Source organism: Arachnia sp. (assembly GCF_057238465.1).
On record NZ_DBHHFZ010000005.1, the window covers coordinates 18,018 to 36,469 of the forward strand.

Below are 18,452 nucleotides of genomic sequence, written 5' to 3' on the forward strand. Positions count from 1 at the left end.
GTGATCTGGGTAATCGTTCTCGGCTGTCTGGCGGCGGCCGGGGTGGTGGTCCTGGTGGTGCTCGCCATCGGGGTTCGGAACAAAATTGACGACGTTCTGGTGGAGACACGAGCGTTGGAGGAACGTCGCGAGCAGTTGAAGGAGCTCACAGCGAGCATCCAGCTGCCCCACAAGCACCACGAGTAAGCTTCACAGGAAACGAACGAATCCAAAACGAGGTAACTGCACTATGCCGAATATCGGTCTCCCGGAACTTCTGATCATCCTGCTCGTCGCCCTGCTGCTGTTCGGTGGCTCCCGCCTGGCGGGGCTCGGGAAGGGAGTCGGGCGCTCCATCCGGGAGTTCAAGGAGGAGGTCAAGTCAGCCGATTCCCCCGACCAGGACAAGGACAAATCCTCCGAACCCGAGGTGGTTGAGGCGGAGATCGTCGACGAGAGGGCCGCGGACCTGGAACGTCGCCAGCGAGAGCTGGAGGCCCGTGAGCAGGCCCTCAAGGAAGCCGAGTTGAAGGCCCGGGAGGCTGCGCTCCGCGCCCGTGAAACCGAGACGGGGAACTGATCACATTGAGTCCCGACGCCAGTCGTGCTGAGGCGAAACCGCGTCGGTCCAGCTGGTTCCGCCCGCCCAAGAAGGAGTCCCCGGACGGCAGCATGTCGCTGGGTGACCACCTCCGTGAGATCCGCTACCGCGTCACGATCTCGGCCCTGGCGCTGGTCCTGGCGGCCATCGGATGCGCCTTCTTCTACCAGCCGCTGGTGCTGTTCATCATGGAGCCGTACAACGTCGCGAGGGCGGACGTGAAGGCAGCGAATCCCGAGGCGAACCTCCAGCTCGCCAACACCGGGGTGACCGGGCCCTTCACCCTAGGAGTGGTGATCCTGATCGTCTGCGGTCTGATCATCACCATCCCCGTGTGGCTCTATCAGATCTGGGCCTTCGTGGCCCCCGGCCTGCTCGCCAAGGAGAAGAAGTACGTGCTGTACTTCATGGCGGCGGGAATCCCGCTGTTCCTGGCGGGCTGCGCCATGGGCTACTGGGTTTGGCCCAAGGGCATAGCGGTCATGCTGAGCTTCACACCGCAAGACCTGGGGATCATGAATTACCAGGACATGGGGGAGTTCGTGACCCTGGAGTTGAAGGTCATCCTCATCTTCGGGGCGTCCTTCCTGCTGCCCGTGATCGTGGTGGCCCTCAACCTGCTCAATGTGGTGCGTGGCCACCAGCTCAAGAAGTGGCGCAAGGGTGTGTTCTTCGGTTCTTTCGTGCTGGCCGCGATCGCCACCCCGTCGACCGATCCGTTCACCATGCTCTGCATGGCGGTCCCCATGACACTGCTGTTCTACCTCTCCGAGCTGGTCTGCCGCGGCCTCGACAAACGCAAGGGCATCGTCGCCGCGGAGGAGGAGCAATTCAACATAGACGTGGATGACGGCAAGTGAAGCAACTGGCGAAACCGCGCCTGCTGACCCTGGTGGTCAACGAGCGCTCAGGCGGGGGACGCGCTGGCCGCATGCTGCCCAAGGTGGCGCGCAGGCTCCGCGAACAGATTCCCACCGCGGAACTGCACATCATCTCCTCCAACTCGTGGACCGAGGCCGAGAAACTGACCCGCACCGCAGCCATGGAGGCCCGCCCCGGGGATGCGCTGCTGGTGATGGGCGGAGACGGCATGGCCCATCTCGGGCTCAACGCCGCGGCGGGCACCCAGGCGACCCTCGGGTTGATCCCCGCGGGAACCGGCAATGACTTCGCGCGCGGCGTCGGTGTGCCCCGCACCGTGGACGAGGCCGTCGGGGTGATCGTCGCGGGCCAGACCCGCACCGTCGACCTGGCCCACATCTCCAACGACACCTTCCCCCGGCGTTACGTGGGAGCGGTGGTCTCCACCGGCTACGACGCCCGGGTGAACCGCTCCACCAACCACATCAGGCTGCGGCTGGGGGCCCTCAGCTACGGCTACATCGCCATGCGGGAGCTGGCCTCCTTCTCCCCGCTGCACTACGACATGATCATCGACGGGGTGCGCCGCCGCCAGGAGGCGATGCTGGTCGCGGTCTCCAACACGGGAATCTTCGGCGGTGGCATGCGCATCGCCCCCCAGGCCGACCCCACCGACGGTCTCCTCGACGTCACGGTGGTCGGCCCGGTATCGCGGACCACCCTGCTCAGACTGCTGCCCGCCATGTATTCCGGGACCTTCGTCAAACACCCCTGCGTGGAACAGTTCCCGGCACGCAGCATCGAACTGGCCGGTGAGGGGCTGTTCGTGATGGGTGATGGCGAGGAACTGGGCGAGGTGCCCGTGCGTGTCGAGTGCGTGCCGGGAGTGCTCAGGGTCTTCGTCGCCTGAGGCACCCTGCTACCTTGGGGCGGTGACCGATCAGGTGCAGCGCTTCGCCGCGCTCTACTCCTTTCCGCTCGACGACTACCAGATCGCCGGCTGCGAGGCCTTGGCCTCGGGGTCGGGGGTGCTGGTGGCAGCACCCACCGGGGCGGGCAAGACGGTGGTGGGGGAGTTCGCCGTGTGGCTGGCCCTGGAGACCGGCACGCGATGCTTCTACACCACCCCGATCAAGGCGCTGAGCAACCAGAAATACCACGACCTCGTGGCGCGGCACGGCGCGGACCGGGTGGGGTTGTTGACGGGCGATTCCTCGGTCAACGGCGACGCCCAGGTTGTGGTGATGACCACCGAGGTGCTGCGCAACATGATCTACGCCTCCTCGACTGGACTGAACAACCTGGACCACGTCGTCATGGACGAGGTGCACTACCTGGCCGACCGGTTCCGAGGCGCCGTGTGGGAGGAGGTCATCCTCGGGCTGGCCCCCCGGGTGCAGATCACGGCGCTGTCGGCGACCGTCAGCAACGTGGAGGACTTCGGAGACTGGCTGCGAACCGTGCGGGGAAGTTTCGAGGTGGTGGTCTCCGAGAGACGTCCCGTCCCCCTGTACCAGCATGTGCTGGTGGGAACGAAACTGGTGGACCTGTTCGAGGGCGTCGCCCCGACCGCCAAGGAACTGCCCGGCGAGCGGGTCGCGAAGGTGAACCGGGAACTGCTGAAGGTTTCCCGCGCCGAGGCCACCCGGGTGCGCGACGACTCCCGGCGACCCCGCGGGCGTTCCGGCCGGGGGAAGAGACCCCACGGCTCCGGTTCCTTCGGTGGCGATGTCCATCCGCGGTTCGCGGGGCGCCGCACCTCGCGGGCCGAGGTGGCGCGGGTCCTGGAGAGGGCCCGGCTGCTGCCCGCGATCTGGTTCATCTTCAGCCGCGCCGGATGCGACGCCGCCGTCGAGCAGCTGCTCACCGCAGGGGTTAACCTGACCACCCGCGACGAGGCCGCCCTTCTCGGGGAGATCGCCGACCGGCACGTCAGCGGATTGTCGGTCGCCGATCTGGACGCGCTCGGCTACGAGGACTTCCGGAGTGCCCTCTGCGCGGGGATCGCCGCCCACCACGCCGGGCAGCTGCCCGCCTTCAAGGCGATCGTGGAGGAGGGGTTCGCCACTGGGGCCTGCAAACTGGTTTTCGCCACCGAAACCCTGGCGCTCGGCATCAACATGCCCGCCCGGACCGTCGTGCTGGAGAAGCTGGTCAAGTACAACGGCGAGGCCGTGGTGGACATCACCCCGGGGGAGTACACCCAGCTCACCGGGCGCGCGGGCAGACGCGGCATCGATGTCGAGGGACACGCCGTCGTGCAGTGGCAGCCGGGCATGGATCCGCGAGCCGTCGCGGGCCTGGCGTCGAGGCGCACCTATCCGCTGCGCTCCTCCTTCGCGCCGAGCTACAACATGGCCGTCAACCTGACCGCGTCGCTGGGCCGGGAGCGGGCACGCGAGGTGCTGAACCAGTCGTTCGCGCAGTTCACCATCGACAAGACCGTGGTCAAGGCCAGCCGTGCGGACCGCGACCGCCGCCGCGAAATCGCCGCCAGCCGCGACGAGGCCGAGTGCCACCTGGGGGATTTCATGGAATACGCGGCCCTGCGGGAGGAGATCTCCCAGCTGGAGGGCACCTCCGCGGCCGCCCGCAGGGCCCGGCGCGCCGACGACATCGCTGAGGCCATCTCGAAGCTCATGCCCGGGGATGTGATCTGGGTGCCGAGGCAGGGTTGGTGCGTGGCCCTGGCCATCGGGCAGAAGCAGAGCCGCGACGCCGTGCCGTGGGTGCAGGTCATCGCAGCCGATCACACCGTGCTGCGGCTACGACCCCACGATCTGCCCGGCGCACCCACCCCCGTCGCCCGGGTCAGGGTGCCCCGGCGTTTCTCCGTGCAGGACCGCAAGGCGCGCAGGGAACTCCTGGCGGGCCTGTCGTCCAAACTGGAATCCGTCGACCCCGAAACCCCGGTCTTCGAACCGACCCCGACCGACGAGGAACAGGCACAACGGATCGCGGAGCTGAGGCGCAGGATGAAGCGGCATCCCTGCCACGGCTGCGAGGACCGGGAACTGCACGCCGTCGCAGCCGCACGAGCCATCCGCCTCGAACGGGAGGCCACACGCAAAGAGGCCGAGCTGACGGGACGCGCGAACTCCCTGGCAGTGCAGTTCGACCGGGTCTGCGGGGTGCTCTCCGACCTCGGCTACCTGCACGGGGACGAGCTGAGCGATGCGGGGCGGATGCTGCGCCGCATCTACAACGAACTGGACCTCGTCGCCACCGAGTGCATCCGCCGCGACGTGTTCGCGGACCTGAACGGGCCACAACTGGCCGCCGTGCTGTCGTCGCTGCTCTACGAGTCGCGGCCGAGTCGCGACCAACGGCACCCGCGGATGCCGGACGCCGCCAGCGAGGCGGCGCAGTCCGCGCTGCGGACGGTGTGGCGTGAGGTCGGGGCGCTGGAACGCAACCACCGCCGCGACCGGGGACGCGAACCCGACATCGGCTTCGCGGAGGCGGTGTGGCGCTGGGCCAGCGGCCAGGAACTGGCGAAGGTGCTGCGCATCAGCGGCCTGCCCGCCGGTGACTTCGTGCGCTGGGTGCGGCAGGTCGTGGACCTGGCCGGCCAGATCGCGACTGCCGTGGGCCCCGGGGACCTGCGCCGCACCTGCCGGGAGGCGATCGCCGCGATGCGCCGTGGGGTCGTCGAAACCGATATCGAGGAGGACTGATGGGAGTCGCGTTGCGCGTGATCCCCTGCCTGGACGTTCACGACGGGCGGGTGGTCAAGGGGGTCAATTTCCGCGACCTCAGGGACGCCGGGGACCCGGTGGAACTGGCCGCCCGTTACGGGGCGGAGGGGGCCGACGAACTGACCTTCCTGGACATCTCCGCATCCACGCAGGGCCGGGAAACCACCCGGGAGATGGTGACCCGGTGCGCGGAGACCGTGTTCATCCCCCTCACCGTGGGAGGCGGGGTGCGGTCGGTGGCCGACGTGGATGCGCTGCTGCGCTGCGGGGCCGACAAGGCGGGCATCAACACCGGGGCGCTCGCCGATCCGGGGGTGATCGACGAGATCGCGGCGCAATTCGGCAACCAGGTGCTGGTGCTGTCCCTGGATGCCAGGCGGGCCGGTTGGGCACCCTCCGGGTTCGAGGTCACCACCCACGGCGGGCGCAGGCCGGCGGGCAGGGATGCCGTCGAATGGGTGAAGGAGGCCGCCGACCGGGGGGTCGGGGAGGTGCTGCTCAACTCCATGGACGCCGACGGCACCACCGACGGTTTCGACATCGAGATGATCCGGGCGGTCCGCTCGGTCGTGGATGTGCCGCTGATCGCCTCCGGTGGGGCGGGAACCGCGGCCCACTTCGTCGAGGCCGCCCGCGCGGGCGCGGACGCGGTGCTGGCGGCAAGTGTCTTCCACTACGGGAGGCTCACTATTGTTGAGGTCAAGCAGGAGTTGGCCCGGGCCGGCTTCGAGGTACGAGGAGTCTGAAGACCATGAGCGATTGCCTGTTCTGCCGGATCATCGAGGGCGAGATCCCTTCGAAGTTCGTTTACGAGGACGAAACCGCCGTCGCGTTCCTGGACATCAACCCATGGCAGCAGGGACACACCCTGGTGGTTCCGCGCCGCCACGTGACCGACGCGCTGGAGGACCCGACGGCTCTGGGGGAGATCGCCCCCGCGATCGGGGAGGTCGGTAACCTGCTGAAGAAGAAACTGGGTGCCAGCGCCTGCAACATCCTCAGCAACGCCGGCGCCGACTCCGGGCAGGAGGTCTTCCACCTCCACGTCCACATCCTGCCCCGCTATGCCGACAACCCGGGTATCTCCAACATGCGCGGACCGATCAGCGAGGACCTGGACCAGGTGTACTCCCGCATCACCGCGAAGCGATGACACCAGGTGCGGTTGGCGCGCCGCACCTGTTCCCAAGGAATCAAGAAGGGCCTGGACCCGCCGGGCGGATGGCATCTCCTCGCCCGGCCAAGGAGGTTTCCTCCCGAACCGGTCTCACACCCGCCGCATGACCGCCACCACCTTGCCCATGATGCGGGCGCCGGTGCCGTCGATGGGCGAGTAGGCGGCGTTGTGGGGCATCAGCCAGGCCTTGCCGCCCCTGCGACTCAGGGTTTTCACAGTGGCCTCGTCGTCGAGCAGCGCGGCGACGATGTCACCGTTGTCGGCATCGGGTTGCTGCCGCACCACCACCCAGTCGCCGTCGCAGATGGCGGCGTCGATCATGGAATCCCCCCGCACCTCCAGCATGAAGAAGGTGCCATTCCCGACCAGCTGCCTGGGCAGGGAGAAGACGTCCTCCACCCGTTCCTGGGCCAGAATGGGACCGCCCGCCGCGATCCTGCCCAGCAGGGGCGTCTCGACGGCCTCGGGACGTGAGGTGTGGGTCTGTTCGGGGTCGGGCAGCTCCGGTTCGGGTGCCTCGGGGGCGATGTTCTCCGGCAGGGTCACCACCATGGCCCGAGGACGGTTCGGGTTGCGGCGGATGAAACCCGCCTTCTCGAGCACCTTCAGCTGGTACGCGACCGAGGAGGTCGAGGCGAGACCGGCGCGCTCGGCCAGTTCGCGCATGCTCGGGGGGTAGCCGTTGGCCTCCACGGCGTCCCGGATCAGTTTCAGCAGCAGCTGCTGGCGAGGAGTGAGGTTGCCGGTTCCGCCCGAGGGGGATGAGAGTTCGGCTATGCGCGCCACGTCGGCGGCCGCCTGTGCCTTGCTGGGACGCCCTGCGCGCGAAGTCTTGCGGGAGGGAAGCCGGATGATGGTGGCCTCCGCGGTTTCCTCGTGGGTCTCGTCTGCCATGACGCCATTCTACCCCAGAATACGAACACTTGTTCGAGGATCGCGGCGTGGAGCGAAAATGTCGGTGCCGATGTGTTGACTCCTCCTGTGACGCAACAGGAATCGAAAAGGTGTTTGAAACCGCGTGTGGGTTCGTGTAGCGTTTCGAACACAGGTTCGATGTGCCGCGGATGGCGGCCATCGTGGCAACAGGAGGAAGCATGAGCATCGAAGCCGCAGTGACAACCACCGTCGCCCGCTCCGGTGGGGGACGCCGCGTGGGTGGCCCCGCCGGTCGTCCCACCCAGCCCGCACCCCGTGTCCGTTCATCCCGCGGCCCCGCGACGCGCGGTCCCATCAGGGGCAGGTCCTGCGTGGTCGTTCGTCCCGGTTCCCGTTTCGTGCAGCGCCTCAAGTCGGTGGCCTTCGCCGCTCTGGTGGTGCTCTCCTTCGTCGTCGCGGCGCCGGGAATCGCGTCCCTCAACCAGCCCGACCCGACCACGACGCCCACCGCGGGGGATCCCGCCTGGGCGCACGTCACGGGTCGCTGAAAAGTTCTCCAAGACTTCCCAACGACACGCCGTCGGTGTTTGACGCCGAGGGGGCATCGGCATATGGTTCCTACATCTAGTAGTTGCGACCCCGCTTTTGCTCAACACTTTGTATTTATTGGGTGCTGAAGGGGGCTTAGGGGGAGCAGCGTCGCAAGCCGCGCCCCAGGGGACGGGGCCACTTGAAAGGACTCTGCCGTGTTCTGTCCGTTCTGCCGTCACGCAGACACCAAGGTGTCTGACTCGCGTGCGACGGACGACGGCCTGGCCATCCGCCGCCGCCGGGTGTGCTGCTCCTGCCAGCGGAAGTTCACCACCGTGGAGCAGATCCAGCTCTACGTCCTGAAACGCTCCGGAGTGGTGGAGGCTTTCAACCGGGAGAAGGTGATCCGGGGGGTCGCCAAGGCCTGCCAGAACCGCCCGGTCACCGCGGCCCAGCTGGCCGCCCTCGGCCAGCGCGTCGAGGAGGACCTGCGTTCCATCGGGCAGGCCGAGCTGACCAGCGAGGACATCGGAATCGCGATCCTCGGCCCCTTGGCGGAGCTCGACCCCGTGGCCTACCTCAGGTTCGCCTCGGTCTACAAGAATTTCGATTCCGTTGACGATTTCATCGACGAGGTCGGCTCCATGAAACGCCGCCAGCCGGCTGGGGACGCTTTGCTACCCGAACCCGTCAGGGGGCCGCGGCGCAGACGTCGGCGCGAGGCCGACTCCCAGGATCCCCTCATCGGCTGACCCAATCAAACCGACGCCATTCTCGTAGTGAGGAAGACATGACCACCACTGTGACCAAATCCGCCAACCACCGGGGACGCTCCGGTGAACAGCCCGTCCTCGGGGTGGGTCTCACCATCGAGAGGGTGTTCTCCACCGAGGGCGTGCACCCCTACGACGAGGTCACCTGGCAGTCGCGCGACGTGGTCCAGACCAACTGGAAGACCGGTGAGGTGGTCTTCGAGCAGTGCGGCGTGGAATTCCCCGACTTCTGGAGCGTGAACGCCTCCACCATCGTGACGAACAAGTACTTCCGGGGGGCTCTCGGCACCCCGCAGCGCGAAGCCAGCCTCAAGACCCTCATCGACCGCGTCGTCAAGCAGTACGTCAAGGCCGGGCGGGACAACGGCTACTTCGCCACCGACCGGGATGCCGAGATCTTCGGGGAGGAGTTGACCTGGCTGCTGCTGCACCAGTACTTCTCCTTCAACTCGCCGGTGTGGTTCAACGTCGGCACCCACTCGCCGCAGCAGGTCTCCGCCTGCTTCATCCTCAGCGTCGACGACTCCATGGAGTCCATCCTCAACTGGTACAAGGAGGAGGGGTTCATCTTCAAGGGCGGTTCCGGGGCAGGCCTGAACCTCTCCCGCATCCGTTCCTCCAAGGAGCTGCTCAGCTCCGGTGGCACCGCATCCGGGCCCGTGTCCTTCATGCGCGGTGCCGACGCATCGGCCGGAACCATCAAATCCGGCGGCGCCACCCGGCGCGCCGCGAAGATGGTGGTCCTGGACGTCGACCACCCGGACATCGAGGAGTTCATCGAGACCAAGGCCCGCGAGGAGGACAAGATCCGGGCGCTGCGCGACGCCGGTTTCGACATGGATCTCGGGGGCAAGGACATCACCTCGGTGCAGTACCAGAACGCCAACAACTCGGTGCGGGTCACCGATGAGTTCATGTCCGCCGTCGAGGCGGGCACCGAGTTCGGGCTGCGCGCCCGCACCACCGGAGAGGTCATCGAGAAGGTCGACGCCCGGGAACTGTTCCACAAGATCGCCAAGGCGGCCTGGGAGTGCGCCGACCCCGGTATCCAGTACCACGACACCATCAACGCCTGGCACACCACCCCGGAATCCGGGCCCATCACCGCGTCCAACCCGTGCTCCGAGTACATGAGCCTGGACAACAGCTCCTGCAACCTGGCCAGCCTCAACCTGCTCAAATTCCTGGGTGAGGACGGGGTCTTCGACGCGGAAACCTTCGTGCGTGCCGTCGAACTGATCATCACCGCGATGGACATTTCCATCTGCTTCGCGGACTTCCCGACCGAACCGATCGGCGAGACCACCCGCAACTTCCGGCAGCTCGGGATCGGGTACGCCAACCTCGGGGCGCTGCTGATGGCCATGGGCAAGGGCTACGACACCGACGGGGGACGCTCCACCGCGGCCGCCATCACCTCCATCATGACCGCAGCCTCCTACCGCCGCTCCGCGGAGCTGGCCGGGATCGTCGGGCCCTACAACGGATACGCCCGCAATGCCGAGGCCCACAAGAAAGTGATGCGCAGGCATCGCGCCGCCAACGACTCCGCGCCCGTCATGCCCGCCGACACGGACCTCCACGCGGTGGCCAGCCGGGAATGGGAACAGGTGGTCTCGATCGGTGAGGCGAATGGCTATCGCAACGCCCAGGCCTCCGTGCTCGCCCCCACCGGAACCATCGGTTTCATGATGGACTGCGACACCACCGGCGTCGAACCCGATTTCTCCCTGGTGAAGTTCAAGAAACTCGTCGGCGGCGGTTCCATGCAGATCGTCAACCAGACCATCCCGCGGGCGCTGACCAAGCTCGGCTACGACGACGAACAGGCCCGTAGGATCGTCGATTTCATTTCCGAGAACGGACACGTGATCGGTGCGCCGGGGCTCGCCAGGGAGCACTACGAGGTCTTCGACACCGCCATGGGGCAGCGGGCCATCGCCCCGATGGGGCACGTCCGGATGATGGCTGCGGTGCAGCCCTTCCTGTCCGGGGCCATCTCGAAGACCGTGAACCTGCCGGAATCCGCCTCCGTCGAGGACATCGCGGATGTCTACCAGCAGGGCTGGAAGCTGGGTCTCAAGGCGCTTGCCGTCTACCGGGACAACTGCAAGGTCGGCCAGCCGCTCTCCGACGGCAAGAAGACCGAGAACAAGGAGAACGTCAAGGTCGTCGAGAAGGTGGTGGAGAAGGTCGTCTACCGGCCCAAGCGGGAGCGTCTGCCGAAGTCGCGGCAGGGCCGCACCACCAGCTTCTCCGTCAGCGGGGCCGAGGGCTACATCACCTCCGGCGCGTACGAGGACGGGCGGCTCGGTGAGGTGTTCCTGAAACTCGGCAAGCAGGGCTCCACCCTGGCCGGTGTGATGGACGCCTTCTCCATCGCGGTGTCCATCGGCCTGCAGTACGGGGTGCCGCTCGAGAGTTTCGTGCAGAAGTTCACCAACCTGAAGTTCGAGCCCGCGGGCATGACCGACGACCCGGACATCCGCATCGCGCAGTCGTTCATGGATTACATCTTCCGCCGCCTCGCGCTGGACTACCTCTCCTTCGACGACCGCGCCGATCTGGGGATCTACACCGCCGCCGAGCGCGCCCGCTACGTCGAGACCGGTTCCTACCTCTCGGAGGAGGAAGAAGCCGAGATGCCCGAGGCGGAGAGCCTGCGCAACGACGCCTACGACGACTTCAACGTCGACGGCGCCCGGCAGCCCTCCCTGATCGACGCCCACACCACGGCCGAGCTGATGGAGTCGATGACCGGGCGGGCGGTGGACGCCCCGCTGTGCATGACCTGCGGCACCAAGATGCGCCCCAGCGGATCCTGCTACGTCTGTGAGGGTTGCGGTTCCACCAGCGGCTGCAGCTGACCCGATGGTGAGCGGTGGGGTACGGGCGCTGCCCGTACCCCACGATGCTCTGATCCTCAACTGGGCGGTTTGTCAGATTCTCGATCCCGAGCGCCACGGGGGCAAAGTAGTCGTACCGCTGGTGCTACTATTGTGGTATGGGTCAGGTGAAGTTGAGCGTGAGTCTGTCGCCGAGCGAGGTCGCCGTGCTCGACAAGTACGCACAGTCTGCGGGTTTGAAGTCACGATCGGCGGCGATCCAACAGGCCATCAAGCTGCTGGGCGATCCCGACCTGGAGGATGCCTACACCGCTGCCTGGCAGGAGTGGGAGGACACCGGAGAGGCCGAGGCCTGGGCGGTCACCGTCGCCGACGGGGTGAAGTAGTGCTCCGCGGCGAGATCCGGCTGGTCGATCTGGAGCCCGCACGGGCGGGGGAGGCAGACAAGCGTCGTCCGGCGGTCATCGTCAGCAACGACCGCGCCAACACCGTCGCCGCTCGACTCGGGCGAGGCGTGGTCACGGTCGTCCCCATCACCAGTAATACCGCGCGGGTCTTTCCATTTCAGGTGCTTCTCACCGCGGATGAGGTCGGTATCCGCTTGGATTCCAAGGCCCAGGCCGAACAGGTCCGAGCGGTGTCAGTCGACCGCATCGGCCCGGTGATCGGGCGCCTTCCCGCCCGCCTGGTCGCCCAACTGGATGAGGCGCTCCGGCTGCACCTTCAGCTCTGAATCCCCGTCCCTTGCGATCGTGAATACGCCTTCCGGTGGGGAAAAGCCGTTGACGAGAGGCGGGGGAGCCTGCCGGAATGGGCCCTGGGTTGGTCCGCCCGGGCCGGGGAGCGGGCGCGTAGAATCACCGCCCGTGAATCAACCAGATCCCGAGTGCTACGGCGACCAGGAGTTCGAGGACTCCCTGGAACCCAGGCACCTGATCCTGCGGACCGACGCAGTGGCCCGGGCCGGGGGGATGATGCTCGGCGCCGGTACCAGTTCGCTCCGGGTCAGGCAGCTCATGCGACGCTCTGCCAAGGCCCTGGGGCTGGGACACATCGCGTCGTCGATCACGTTCACGTCGCTGGCCATGACGGTGGAACGCCGCGGGGTGTTCCGCACCAAGGTGGTCGAGGTGCCCAAACCCGGGGTGAACGCGCACCGCATCGCGATGCTGCAGAAACTCAGCAACGAGATGCCGGAGCGGATAACCGCAACCGAACTCCACCAGCGCCTCGACGCCATCGAGAAAACTCCCAACCTGTATCCCGCCTGGTTGCGCGGCATCCTCGTGGCGCTCGCCTGCGCCGCCGTCGCGATCCTGGCGGGAAGCGGCTGGCGGGAGGCCGCGGCGGTCGTTCCCGCCTCGGGGCTGGCCTACCTCATGTTCCGGCGCCTGGGTCGTTGGTATCTCAATCACCTGGCCGTCGTCATCGTCTCGGCATTGACCGCCTCGGCCGGCTACCTGCTCGCGGCGGCGGGGCTCGCCGGCTGGCTCGGTGAACCCAGCCCGCGCCTGGCGGTGGGTTTCATCTGCGCGTCGATCTTCCTCATCCCCGGGTTTCCGCTGGTCACCGCGGGCCTGGAACTGACCCGGCTCGACCTCACGGCGGGCATACCCCGGATGACCTACGCCGCGATGATCTTCGTCGCGATCACCATCGGCGTGTGGGTCGTTGCCAAGGCCGGGGGCATCACGGGCGACCCACCCCCGCCGGTCGTCCTGGCGCCCACCGTTCTCTGGATCCTCCGCGCGGTGGCCGGTTTCGTCGCCGTTTTCGGTTGGGCCCTGATGCTCAATGCGCCACTGCGCACGGCCGCGGTGGCGGGGGTGATCGGCGTCGTCGGCAACACGGTTCGCCTGGCCATGACCGACTCAGGGATCCCGGATCACGTCGCGGTTTTCACCGGCTGCGTCGTGATGGGGTTGGGCTGCGCCTGGCTGGGTGGTGTGTTCCGGCTCGAGAAGGTCATCATGACCGTCCCGACCCTGCTGGTGATGGTGCCCGGCTCGTCGGCGCTGCGCACCCTCCTGTACTTCGACGCCGGGGAAGTCAACCGCGCCGTCACGCAGGGGATCGCGACGATGCTCGGCGTGGTGGCCATGGTGGCGGGTCTGTCGGCTGCCCGCATGCTGACCGATCCGGAGTGGATCTTCACCCGCGACGATCCGCCCGCGATCCGGGTACCCGTTCCCCGGATCCGCCGGAGAGGGAACTGACCGGGGTTCCGTACGCGAACGGGGCCGAGCGCCTGGGACAGCTCGAATGACACCCCACGCCCCACCCGGACCTCGTACAGTTCGTCCGCGGTGACCGGGAACACCTCACTCTATGCAGCGTCCCGGCTCGAACGAGGCGACGTGGGCGACGATCGCATCCACCACCGAGTCCACGGAGGCGTGGTCGGTGTCCACGGCGAGACTCGCCAGCCGCGCATACGTCGGGGCGCGTTCGGAGAGCATCTTCCGCAACCGGACCACGGCGTCCTGCCCTGCCAGGAGCGGGCGGCCCTCGTCGCGCCCGATCCGCCGGGCAGAGCTCTCGGGCTCCACCCGCAGCCAGACGACGGGATGGCCGTCGAGGGCGTTTGCGATCGCCCGGGTCATCGGGGCGCCTCCCCCGAGGCTGAGAACCCCCGGCACCGCCAGGAGCTCGATCGTGATCTCACGCTCCAGCGCCCGGAAATACGGTTCCCCGTCGGTGTCGAAGATCTCCCGGATGGTACGCCCTTCCCGTTGCTCCAGGACGAGGTCGACATCGAGATGCGGCAGGCCGAGCCGCTCCGCGAGGAGCGGCCCGACCGTCGACTTACCGGAACCCGACAACCCGATCAGGGCGATTGCGTTCATGGCAGCCGTCCGATCGTGGGGAGATCGCGGACCGAATGGTTTTCCACGGCAGGAGCCTAGTGCATCACCCCTCGCAGGCCTCGGCGAGCACACGGATGAGAGACGCCCGTGCGTTCACGCACCGCTTGGCCAGGGGTCTTCACCGACAGCGGGGTCCCGGAGCGGTTGGAGCACTGCTGTTCGATGATCCTGAACTGGCTGCGGGCCTGAGCGGCGCGCTCCTCAGGGGAGGTTCGCGTCGATGAGCTTCAGGATCGGCTGGAGCTCCTCCACCGGGATCTGCCCGGGCGCGGAGGGGCGGCCCGCCATCGCGAACGTGGCACATGATCCCGTCACCCGGGGGGACAACCGGGTGATCAACCCCAGGCCACCCATGGACATGGTCAGCACCGGGGTTGACGGGTGTCGGCTGGTCATGGTCCAGGTGGCCTCCATGAGCTGGAGCACGTCGCCCGTGTTCCGGGGCATGACCGCAGCCTTGGCGACGGCACAGCCCCGCTCCTGCATCTCCACCAGGCGCCGGACCAGGTCCTCGGCCGGCGGGGTGGCCGTGAAGTCGTGGAGGCTGCCGACCACCGGCACCCCGGCGTTTCTCGCGGCCGCGATGATGGCGTCGCCGATCGTCCGCTCGAAGTGGTGCTCGACGTCGACCGCATCCACCAGGCCGGATTCGATTACGGCGATGTTGAGGTCGTGGTACTCATCGGGGGTGATGGGCTTGTTCCCGTTCTCGTGGTGGGTGCGGAAGGTGAAGAGAATGGGCCGCCCCTGGGCGGCGGCGCGCACCCGGGCGGCAGCCTCGAGGACAGCAGTGGGGGAGGGGGCGACGTCTAGGAAGTCCACGCGCCACTCGATGATGTCGAACTTCACCCCCACGAGCGTGGTGGTCTGGGAGACGAGCTCCTCTACCGTGGTACCGGTAACGGGCACGATGACCTTCGCTCTTCCCTCACCGAGGGTGACGCCTCGCAGCTGAACCGGTGACATGGTGACCTCCTATGGCCTCAGGGTAACCGAGAGGACCCGCCGGTCCCGTGCCCGGGGAAATCGTGGACCCGCGCCGCGGCGGGGTGGTGAGCGGCTCGGCGTCACTTGATCCCGCACCACCAACCCCTGCCGCGTCGGCAAATCCCTCCCTGACAAGCATCATTGCAACGGCCACGTGGCGACAGTATTAACGATATGAATTTCTATTCTATTTCCATGAGGTTTACCTGTGTTCATGGAACTCTTCTTCCCTTGGAGTTCCTAGGCTTCCCATGGTTTTTGTGTTAGTGTGTCTCTAAACCACTCGGTCCCACCAAGTGGTGCGGTGGAAGCGGCACCGGGGACACTCGAAGAAGAGGCACTCATGAAGCGTTTCATCCTTGCGAGATGGCAAGACTTCACTCGTGCCTTTACGGGCTGGACAGGTGTGGCCCTGGCTGCTCTGCTCGGCGCGGTCCTGGGTGTCGGGGTCTTCACCGTCTTCTACTCCGGGTCCACCGAGTACCTCGGTGACGACCCCGCCAGTTGCGCGAACTGCCACGCCATGAACGAGCAGTACGAGGGCTGGCTGAAGGGGTCCCATCACGACGTGGCAACCTGCAATTCCTGCCACGCCCCTCACAATGACATTGTTTACAAGTACATCAACAAGGCTGACAACGGTTTCTGGCACGCGCTGAAGTTCACGTTCCAGAACTACCCCGAGAACATCAAGATCCGCGACCACAATCGCGAGATCGTCGAGGCCGCCTGCATCGATTGCCACGGTGACTACGTCGATCAAGCCAAGAACAGTTCCGAGCACAAGGGCGAGCGGATGTCCTGTCTCCGCTGCCACGACGGCGTCGGTCACAAGAGGTGAGGAGAGATGAGCCCCACGACTGACAACAACGACAAGCCCACCACGACCGAGGCAGTCGAGCACACGCCTGACGAGGTGGAGAAAAAGAAACCCACCACATGGACGGGGCCCCGCAAGAGGTGGGTTCCCATCGTGGTGCTGCTCTTCGTGGCGGTGGTCGCTGCCGGGCTCACATGGCTGCTCACCAACATCTTCCAGCACAAGGAGGAAGCCAGGAACCCCTTCACCAAGGTCGTCGAACTGGATGATTCCACCTACGACCCGGCGGTGTGGGGGAAGAACTTCCCCATTCAGTACGAGCAGTACAAGAAGACCGCCGAGGACACCGACGGTGACTTCGTCAAGGTCGACCCCACGGCAGACGATCCGCGCGAGTACCACACCCTGTCCCGCATCGAGATGGAACCCCGGGCCCAGCTCATGTGGCGCGGCTACGCGTTCTCGGTGGACTACACCGAGCCGCGCGGCCACGAGTGGGCGCTGGAGGATCAGAAGCACACCCAGCGCACCCAGCCGAAGTTCAAGCAGCCCGGCACCTGCCTCAACTGTCACGCCTCGATGCCCGAGGTCTACGACAAGCTCGGCAACGGCGACCGGATGGCGGGTTTCCACGCCATGAACTCCATGTCCTACGACGAGGCCGTCCAGCACGCCTCGTCGACCATCGCCTGCATCGACTGCCACGACCCGAAGACCATGGAGCTGCGGATCACCCGTCCGGCCTTCATGGAGGGGATCAAGAAGGTCAAGGCGCTGGAGGGAATCACCGATTACGACGTCAACCGCGACGCCACCAACCAGGAGATGCGGTCCTACGTCTGCGCGCAGTGTCACGTCGAGTACCACTTCGCGGGCGAGGGCAAGACCCTGACCTTCCCGTGGGACAAGGGCCTGACAGCCTATGACGCCATGGCCCACTACGACGAGATCGGCTGGACCGACTACAAGCACGCGGAGAGCGGTGCTCCCATCCTCAAGGCCCAGCACCCCGACTTCGAGACCTGGTCCCAGGGCATCCACGCCGCCAACGGCGTCACCTGCGCCGACTGCCACATGGCCTACCAGCGCAACGGTGCCGCGAAGGTGAGCAACCACCAGATCATGAGCCCGATGGCCAACGACGAGACCATCAACGCGTCGTGCCTGACCTGCCATCACTCCACCGAGGCCGAGATGCGCCAGCGCGTCGAGAAGATCCAGACGACGTGGCAGAGTTCGCTCAACGTGAGCTTCACGGCCCTGGAGGGGCTCATCAACGACATCAAGGCGGCCGAGGCCAACGGCACGGCCACTGAGGAGCAGCTGACGCTCGCCCGCGATTACCAGCGCAAGGCGCAGTTCGTCGTCGACTACTCGTTCTCCGAGAACGGGCGCGGCTTCCACGCTCCGCAGTACTCGGTGTCCATGCTCAACCAGGCCACCGACTGGGCGCGTTCCGGACAGCTCGCCCTGCGCGGGGTCTCGGTGGAGAACAGCGTGCCCCCGGCCATCCCGGAAAAGCACATGCCCAACAAAGAGAACTGACCGACCACACACAGAAGGGATTGATCCGGGGCGATGAAGAACAAAGGTAGGACTTTCACGAGGGAAGACCTCGAGTCCTTCCTCACCACCGCCCCGGATCAACTCAAGGACTGGGCGCAGCAACAACTCGACCGGTTCGACGAGACCAACCGGGAAAGCCCGGAGGACGGGGACGACGACGGCGCGGACCTGGCGGATCTCCTGCCAGAAGATGAGGACGACAACGAGGAAGGCGCGGAGAGCAGTACCCCCAAGGTCTCGGCCCTGGAACGCCGCGCCGGGGTTTCACGCCTCAACCTGGTGCTAGTTACGCTCCTGGCGGCCGCCCTCGTCGTCATCATCCAGATGGCCGGGCGGCCCCAACCGGAACCGACCACAGCGATGCCGAGCAACCACCCATCCGTCGACGCCTCCGCCCTGGCCGAGATGGACAAGGCACAGAAACTCGACAAGGACCGCGAGGCCGAACTCAAGGCCCAGATCGAGGCCAACCCGGCCGATTTCGAGGCCCGGCTGAAACTGAGCACCCTCTACTACAACGCCGCCCTGTACCCAGAGGTGATTCCCCAGCTGCAGTACGTCCTCGACCAGGACCCCGACAACCTGGACGCGCTCCTCGGCATCGGAGCGGCGGAGTACAAGACCAACCAGTACGACGCCGCCGAGAAGCACTGGTTGCGCATCACCGAACTGGCCCCGCAACGCGTGGAGCCCTGGTACAGCCTCGGCTTCCTGTACATGGCACGCACCCCTGCCGACCCGGCGCGGGCCCGGGAGGCCTGGAAAAAGGTGATCGAGATCGATCCGGACTCGAACATGGCCAAGGAGGTCACCACTCATCTCAACTCCTTGGCCACCCCCACGGCGGCCACGAGTTCCGGGAGCTGAGAG

General features: G+C 66.5%; 19 protein-coding genes. 16 read left to right on the plus strand and 3 right to left on the minus strand.

Annotation, left to right across the window (positions count from 1 at the left end; translation table 11 throughout):
* The 7 genes from ACO6D6_RS06975 to ACO6D6_RS07005 all read left to right on the plus strand — a co-directional run bounded on the left by ACO6D6_RS06975 (window position 1) and on the right by ACO6D6_RS07005 (window position 6,292).
* On the plus strand, window positions 1-186 hold the full coding sequence (locus ACO6D6_RS06975) for a hypothetical protein (RefSeq protein ID WP_484784416.1): 186 nt from the start codon (window positions 1-3) through the stop codon (window positions 184-186).
* Between the two features lie 43 nt (window positions 187-229).
* On the plus strand, window positions 230-559 hold the full coding sequence (gene tatA / locus ACO6D6_RS06980; RefSeq protein ID WP_484784418.1) for a twin-arginine translocase TatA/TatE family subunit: 330 nt from the start codon (window positions 230-232) through the stop codon (window positions 557-559).
* A 92-nt stretch (window positions 560-651) separates the two neighbouring features.
* Window positions 652-1,440: a twin-arginine translocase subunit TatC gene (gene tatC / locus ACO6D6_RS06985; protein WP_484784420.1), complete on the plus strand. Its 789-nt coding sequence runs from the start codon at window positions 652-654 to the stop codon at window positions 1,438-1,440.
* Window positions 1,437-2,351, plus strand: coding sequence for a diacylglycerol/lipid kinase family protein (locus ACO6D6_RS06990; protein WP_484784421.1), 915 nt, complete (start codon window positions 1,437-1,439; stop codon window positions 2,349-2,351). Before tatC ends, ACO6D6_RS06990 begins: the two co-directional genes overlap by 4 nt.
* Window positions 2,352-2,373: 22 nt before the next feature.
* Window positions 2,374-5,118, plus strand: a complete 2,745-nt coding sequence (locus ACO6D6_RS06995; RefSeq protein WP_484784423.1) for a DEAD/DEAH box helicase — start codon at window positions 2,374-2,376, stop codon at window positions 5,116-5,118.
* The gene (gene hisF, locus ACO6D6_RS07000) at window positions 5,118-5,885 is read left to right on the plus strand and encodes an imidazole glycerol phosphate synthase subunit HisF (RefSeq protein WP_484784425.1); all 768 of its coding nucleotides are present in this window, start codon (window positions 5,118-5,120) and stop codon (window positions 5,883-5,885) included. The genes ACO6D6_RS06995 and hisF overlap by 1 nt, the downstream gene beginning before the upstream one ends.
* A 5-nt stretch (window positions 5,886-5,890) precedes the next feature.
* Entirely contained in the window at window positions 5,891-6,292 is a 402-nt protein-coding gene (locus tag ACO6D6_RS07005; RefSeq protein ID WP_484784427.1) for an HIT family protein, read from the plus strand.
* 114 nt (window positions 6,293-6,406) lie between these two features.
* On the opposite strand, the gene lexA is transcribed toward ACO6D6_RS07005, so the two are convergent.
* Window positions 6,407-7,210, minus strand: coding sequence for a transcriptional repressor LexA (gene lexA / locus ACO6D6_RS07010; protein WP_484784429.1), 804 nt, complete (start codon window positions 7,208-7,210; stop codon window positions 6,407-6,409).
* A 200-nt stretch (window positions 7,211-7,410) separates the two neighbouring features.
* On the opposite strand from lexA, the gene ACO6D6_RS07015 reads away from it, so the two are divergent.
* The 6 genes from ACO6D6_RS07015 (at window position 7,411) to ACO6D6_RS07040 (ending at window position 13,558) form a co-directional block, all read left to right on the plus strand.
* Entirely contained in the window at window positions 7,411-7,740 is a 330-nt protein-coding gene (locus ACO6D6_RS07015; RefSeq protein WP_484784431.1) for a hypothetical protein, read from the plus strand.
* Window positions 7,741-7,938: 198 nt separating this feature from the next.
* A complete protein-coding gene (nrdR, locus tag ACO6D6_RS07020) occupies window positions 7,939-8,475 on the plus strand; it encodes a transcriptional regulator NrdR (RefSeq protein WP_484784433.1) in 537 nt (178 codons plus the stop codon).
* 38 nt (window positions 8,476-8,513) lie between these two features.
* Window positions 8,514-11,363 carry a vitamin B12-dependent ribonucleotide reductase gene (locus ACO6D6_RS07025; protein ID WP_484784434.1) on the plus strand — a complete coding sequence of 950 codons (2,850 nt, stop codon included), beginning with the start codon at window positions 8,514-8,516 and terminating at the stop codon, window positions 11,361-11,363.
* A 137-nt stretch (window positions 11,364-11,500) separates the two neighbouring features.
* Window positions 11,501-11,728 (plus strand): ribbon-helix-helix domain-containing protein, encoded by a 228-nt coding sequence (locus tag ACO6D6_RS07030; RefSeq protein WP_484784436.1) that lies wholly within the window; start codon window positions 11,501-11,503, stop codon window positions 11,726-11,728.
* On the plus strand, window positions 11,728-12,075 hold the full coding sequence (locus tag ACO6D6_RS07035; RefSeq protein ID WP_484784437.1) for a type II toxin-antitoxin system PemK/MazF family toxin: 348 nt from the start codon (window positions 11,728-11,730) through the stop codon (window positions 12,073-12,075). Before ACO6D6_RS07030 ends, ACO6D6_RS07035 begins: the two co-directional genes overlap by 1 nt.
* Before the next feature lie 133 nt (window positions 12,076-12,208).
* Entirely contained in the window at window positions 12,209-13,558 is a 1,350-nt protein-coding gene (locus ACO6D6_RS07040) for a threonine/serine exporter family protein (protein WP_484784439.1), read from the plus strand.
* Window positions 13,559-13,663: 105 nt separating this feature from the next.
* Here the strand turns inward: ACO6D6_RS07040 and ACO6D6_RS07045 are convergent, their stop codons facing one another.
* Entirely contained in the window at window positions 13,664-14,188 is a 525-nt protein-coding gene (locus ACO6D6_RS07045; protein ID WP_484784441.1) for a shikimate kinase, read from the minus strand.
* A 222-nt stretch (window positions 14,189-14,410) separates the two neighbouring features.
* The gene (gene aroD / locus ACO6D6_RS07050; RefSeq protein ID WP_484784442.1) at window positions 14,411-15,175 is read right to left on the minus strand and encodes a type I 3-dehydroquinate dehydratase; all 765 of its coding nucleotides are present in this window, start codon (window positions 15,173-15,175) and stop codon (window positions 14,411-14,413) included.
* Between the two features lie 364 nt (window positions 15,176-15,539).
* On the opposite strand from aroD, the gene nrfH reads away from it, so the two are divergent.
* Genes nrfH through ACO6D6_RS07065 form a run of 3 tightly spaced genes read left to right on the plus strand, consistent with a single transcriptional unit; the run spans window position 15,540 to window position 18,449 of the window.
* Window positions 15,540-16,037, plus strand: a complete 498-nt coding sequence (nrfH, locus tag ACO6D6_RS07055; RefSeq protein ID WP_041696525.1) for a cytochrome c nitrite reductase small subunit — start codon at window positions 15,540-15,542, stop codon at window positions 16,035-16,037.
* Between the two features lie 6 nt (window positions 16,038-16,043).
* Window positions 16,044-17,561 carry an ammonia-forming cytochrome c nitrite reductase subunit c552 gene (locus ACO6D6_RS07060; protein WP_484784445.1) on the plus strand — a complete coding sequence of 506 codons (1,518 nt, stop codon included), beginning with the start codon at window positions 16,044-16,046 and terminating at the stop codon, window positions 17,559-17,561.
* Between the two features lie 33 nt (window positions 17,562-17,594).
* Window positions 17,595-18,449, plus strand: a complete 855-nt coding sequence (locus ACO6D6_RS07065; protein WP_484784446.1) for a tetratricopeptide repeat protein — start codon at window positions 17,595-17,597, stop codon at window positions 18,447-18,449.
* Window positions 18,450-18,452 lie beyond the last annotated feature (3 nt).

Excerpts from the sequence above, each read along its gene's own strand:
- aroD (WP_484784442.1), bottom strand. The coding sequence starts at position 15,175 with ATGTCACCGGTTCAGCTGCGAGGCGTCACCCTCGGTGAGGGAAGAGCG.
- ACO6D6_RS07015 (WP_484784431.1), top strand. The coding sequence starts at position 7,411 with ATGAGCATCGAAGCCGCAGTGACAACCACCGTCGCCCGCTCCGGTGGG.
- ACO6D6_RS07045 (WP_484784441.1), bottom strand. The coding sequence starts at position 14,188 with ATGAACGCAATCGCCCTGATCGGGTTGTCGGGTTCCGGTAAGTCGACG.
- ACO6D6_RS07030 (WP_484784436.1), top strand. The coding sequence starts at position 11,501 with ATGGGTCAGGTGAAGTTGAGCGTGAGTCTGTCGCCGAGCGAGGTCGCC.
- ACO6D6_RS07065 (WP_484784446.1), top strand. The coding sequence starts at position 17,595 with ATGAAGAACAAAGGTAGGACTTTCACGAGGGAAGACCTCGAGTCCTTC.
- tatC (WP_484784420.1), top strand. The coding sequence starts at position 652 with ATGTCGCTGGGTGACCACCTCCGTGAGATCCGCTACCGCGTCACGATC.
- ACO6D6_RS07005 (WP_484784427.1), top strand. The coding sequence starts at position 5,891 with ATGAGCGATTGCCTGTTCTGCCGGATCATCGAGGGCGAGATCCCTTCG.
- ACO6D6_RS07025 (WP_484784434.1), top strand. The coding sequence starts at position 8,514 with ATGACCACCACTGTGACCAAATCCGCCAACCACCGGGGACGCTCCGGT.
- lexA (WP_484784429.1), bottom strand. The coding sequence starts at position 7,210 with ATGGCAGACGAGACCCACGAGGAAACCGCGGAGGCCACCATCATCCGG.
- ACO6D6_RS07060 (WP_484784445.1), top strand. The coding sequence starts at position 16,044 with ATGAGCCCCACGACTGACAACAACGACAAGCCCACCACGACCGAGGCA.
- hisF (WP_484784425.1), top strand. The coding sequence starts at position 5,118 with ATGGGAGTCGCGTTGCGCGTGATCCCCTGCCTGGACGTTCACGACGGG.
- tatA (WP_484784418.1), top strand. The coding sequence starts at position 230 with ATGCCGAATATCGGTCTCCCGGAACTTCTGATCATCCTGCTCGTCGCC.
- nrfH (WP_041696525.1), top strand. The coding sequence starts at position 15,540 with ATGAAGCGTTTCATCCTTGCGAGATGGCAAGACTTCACTCGTGCCTTT.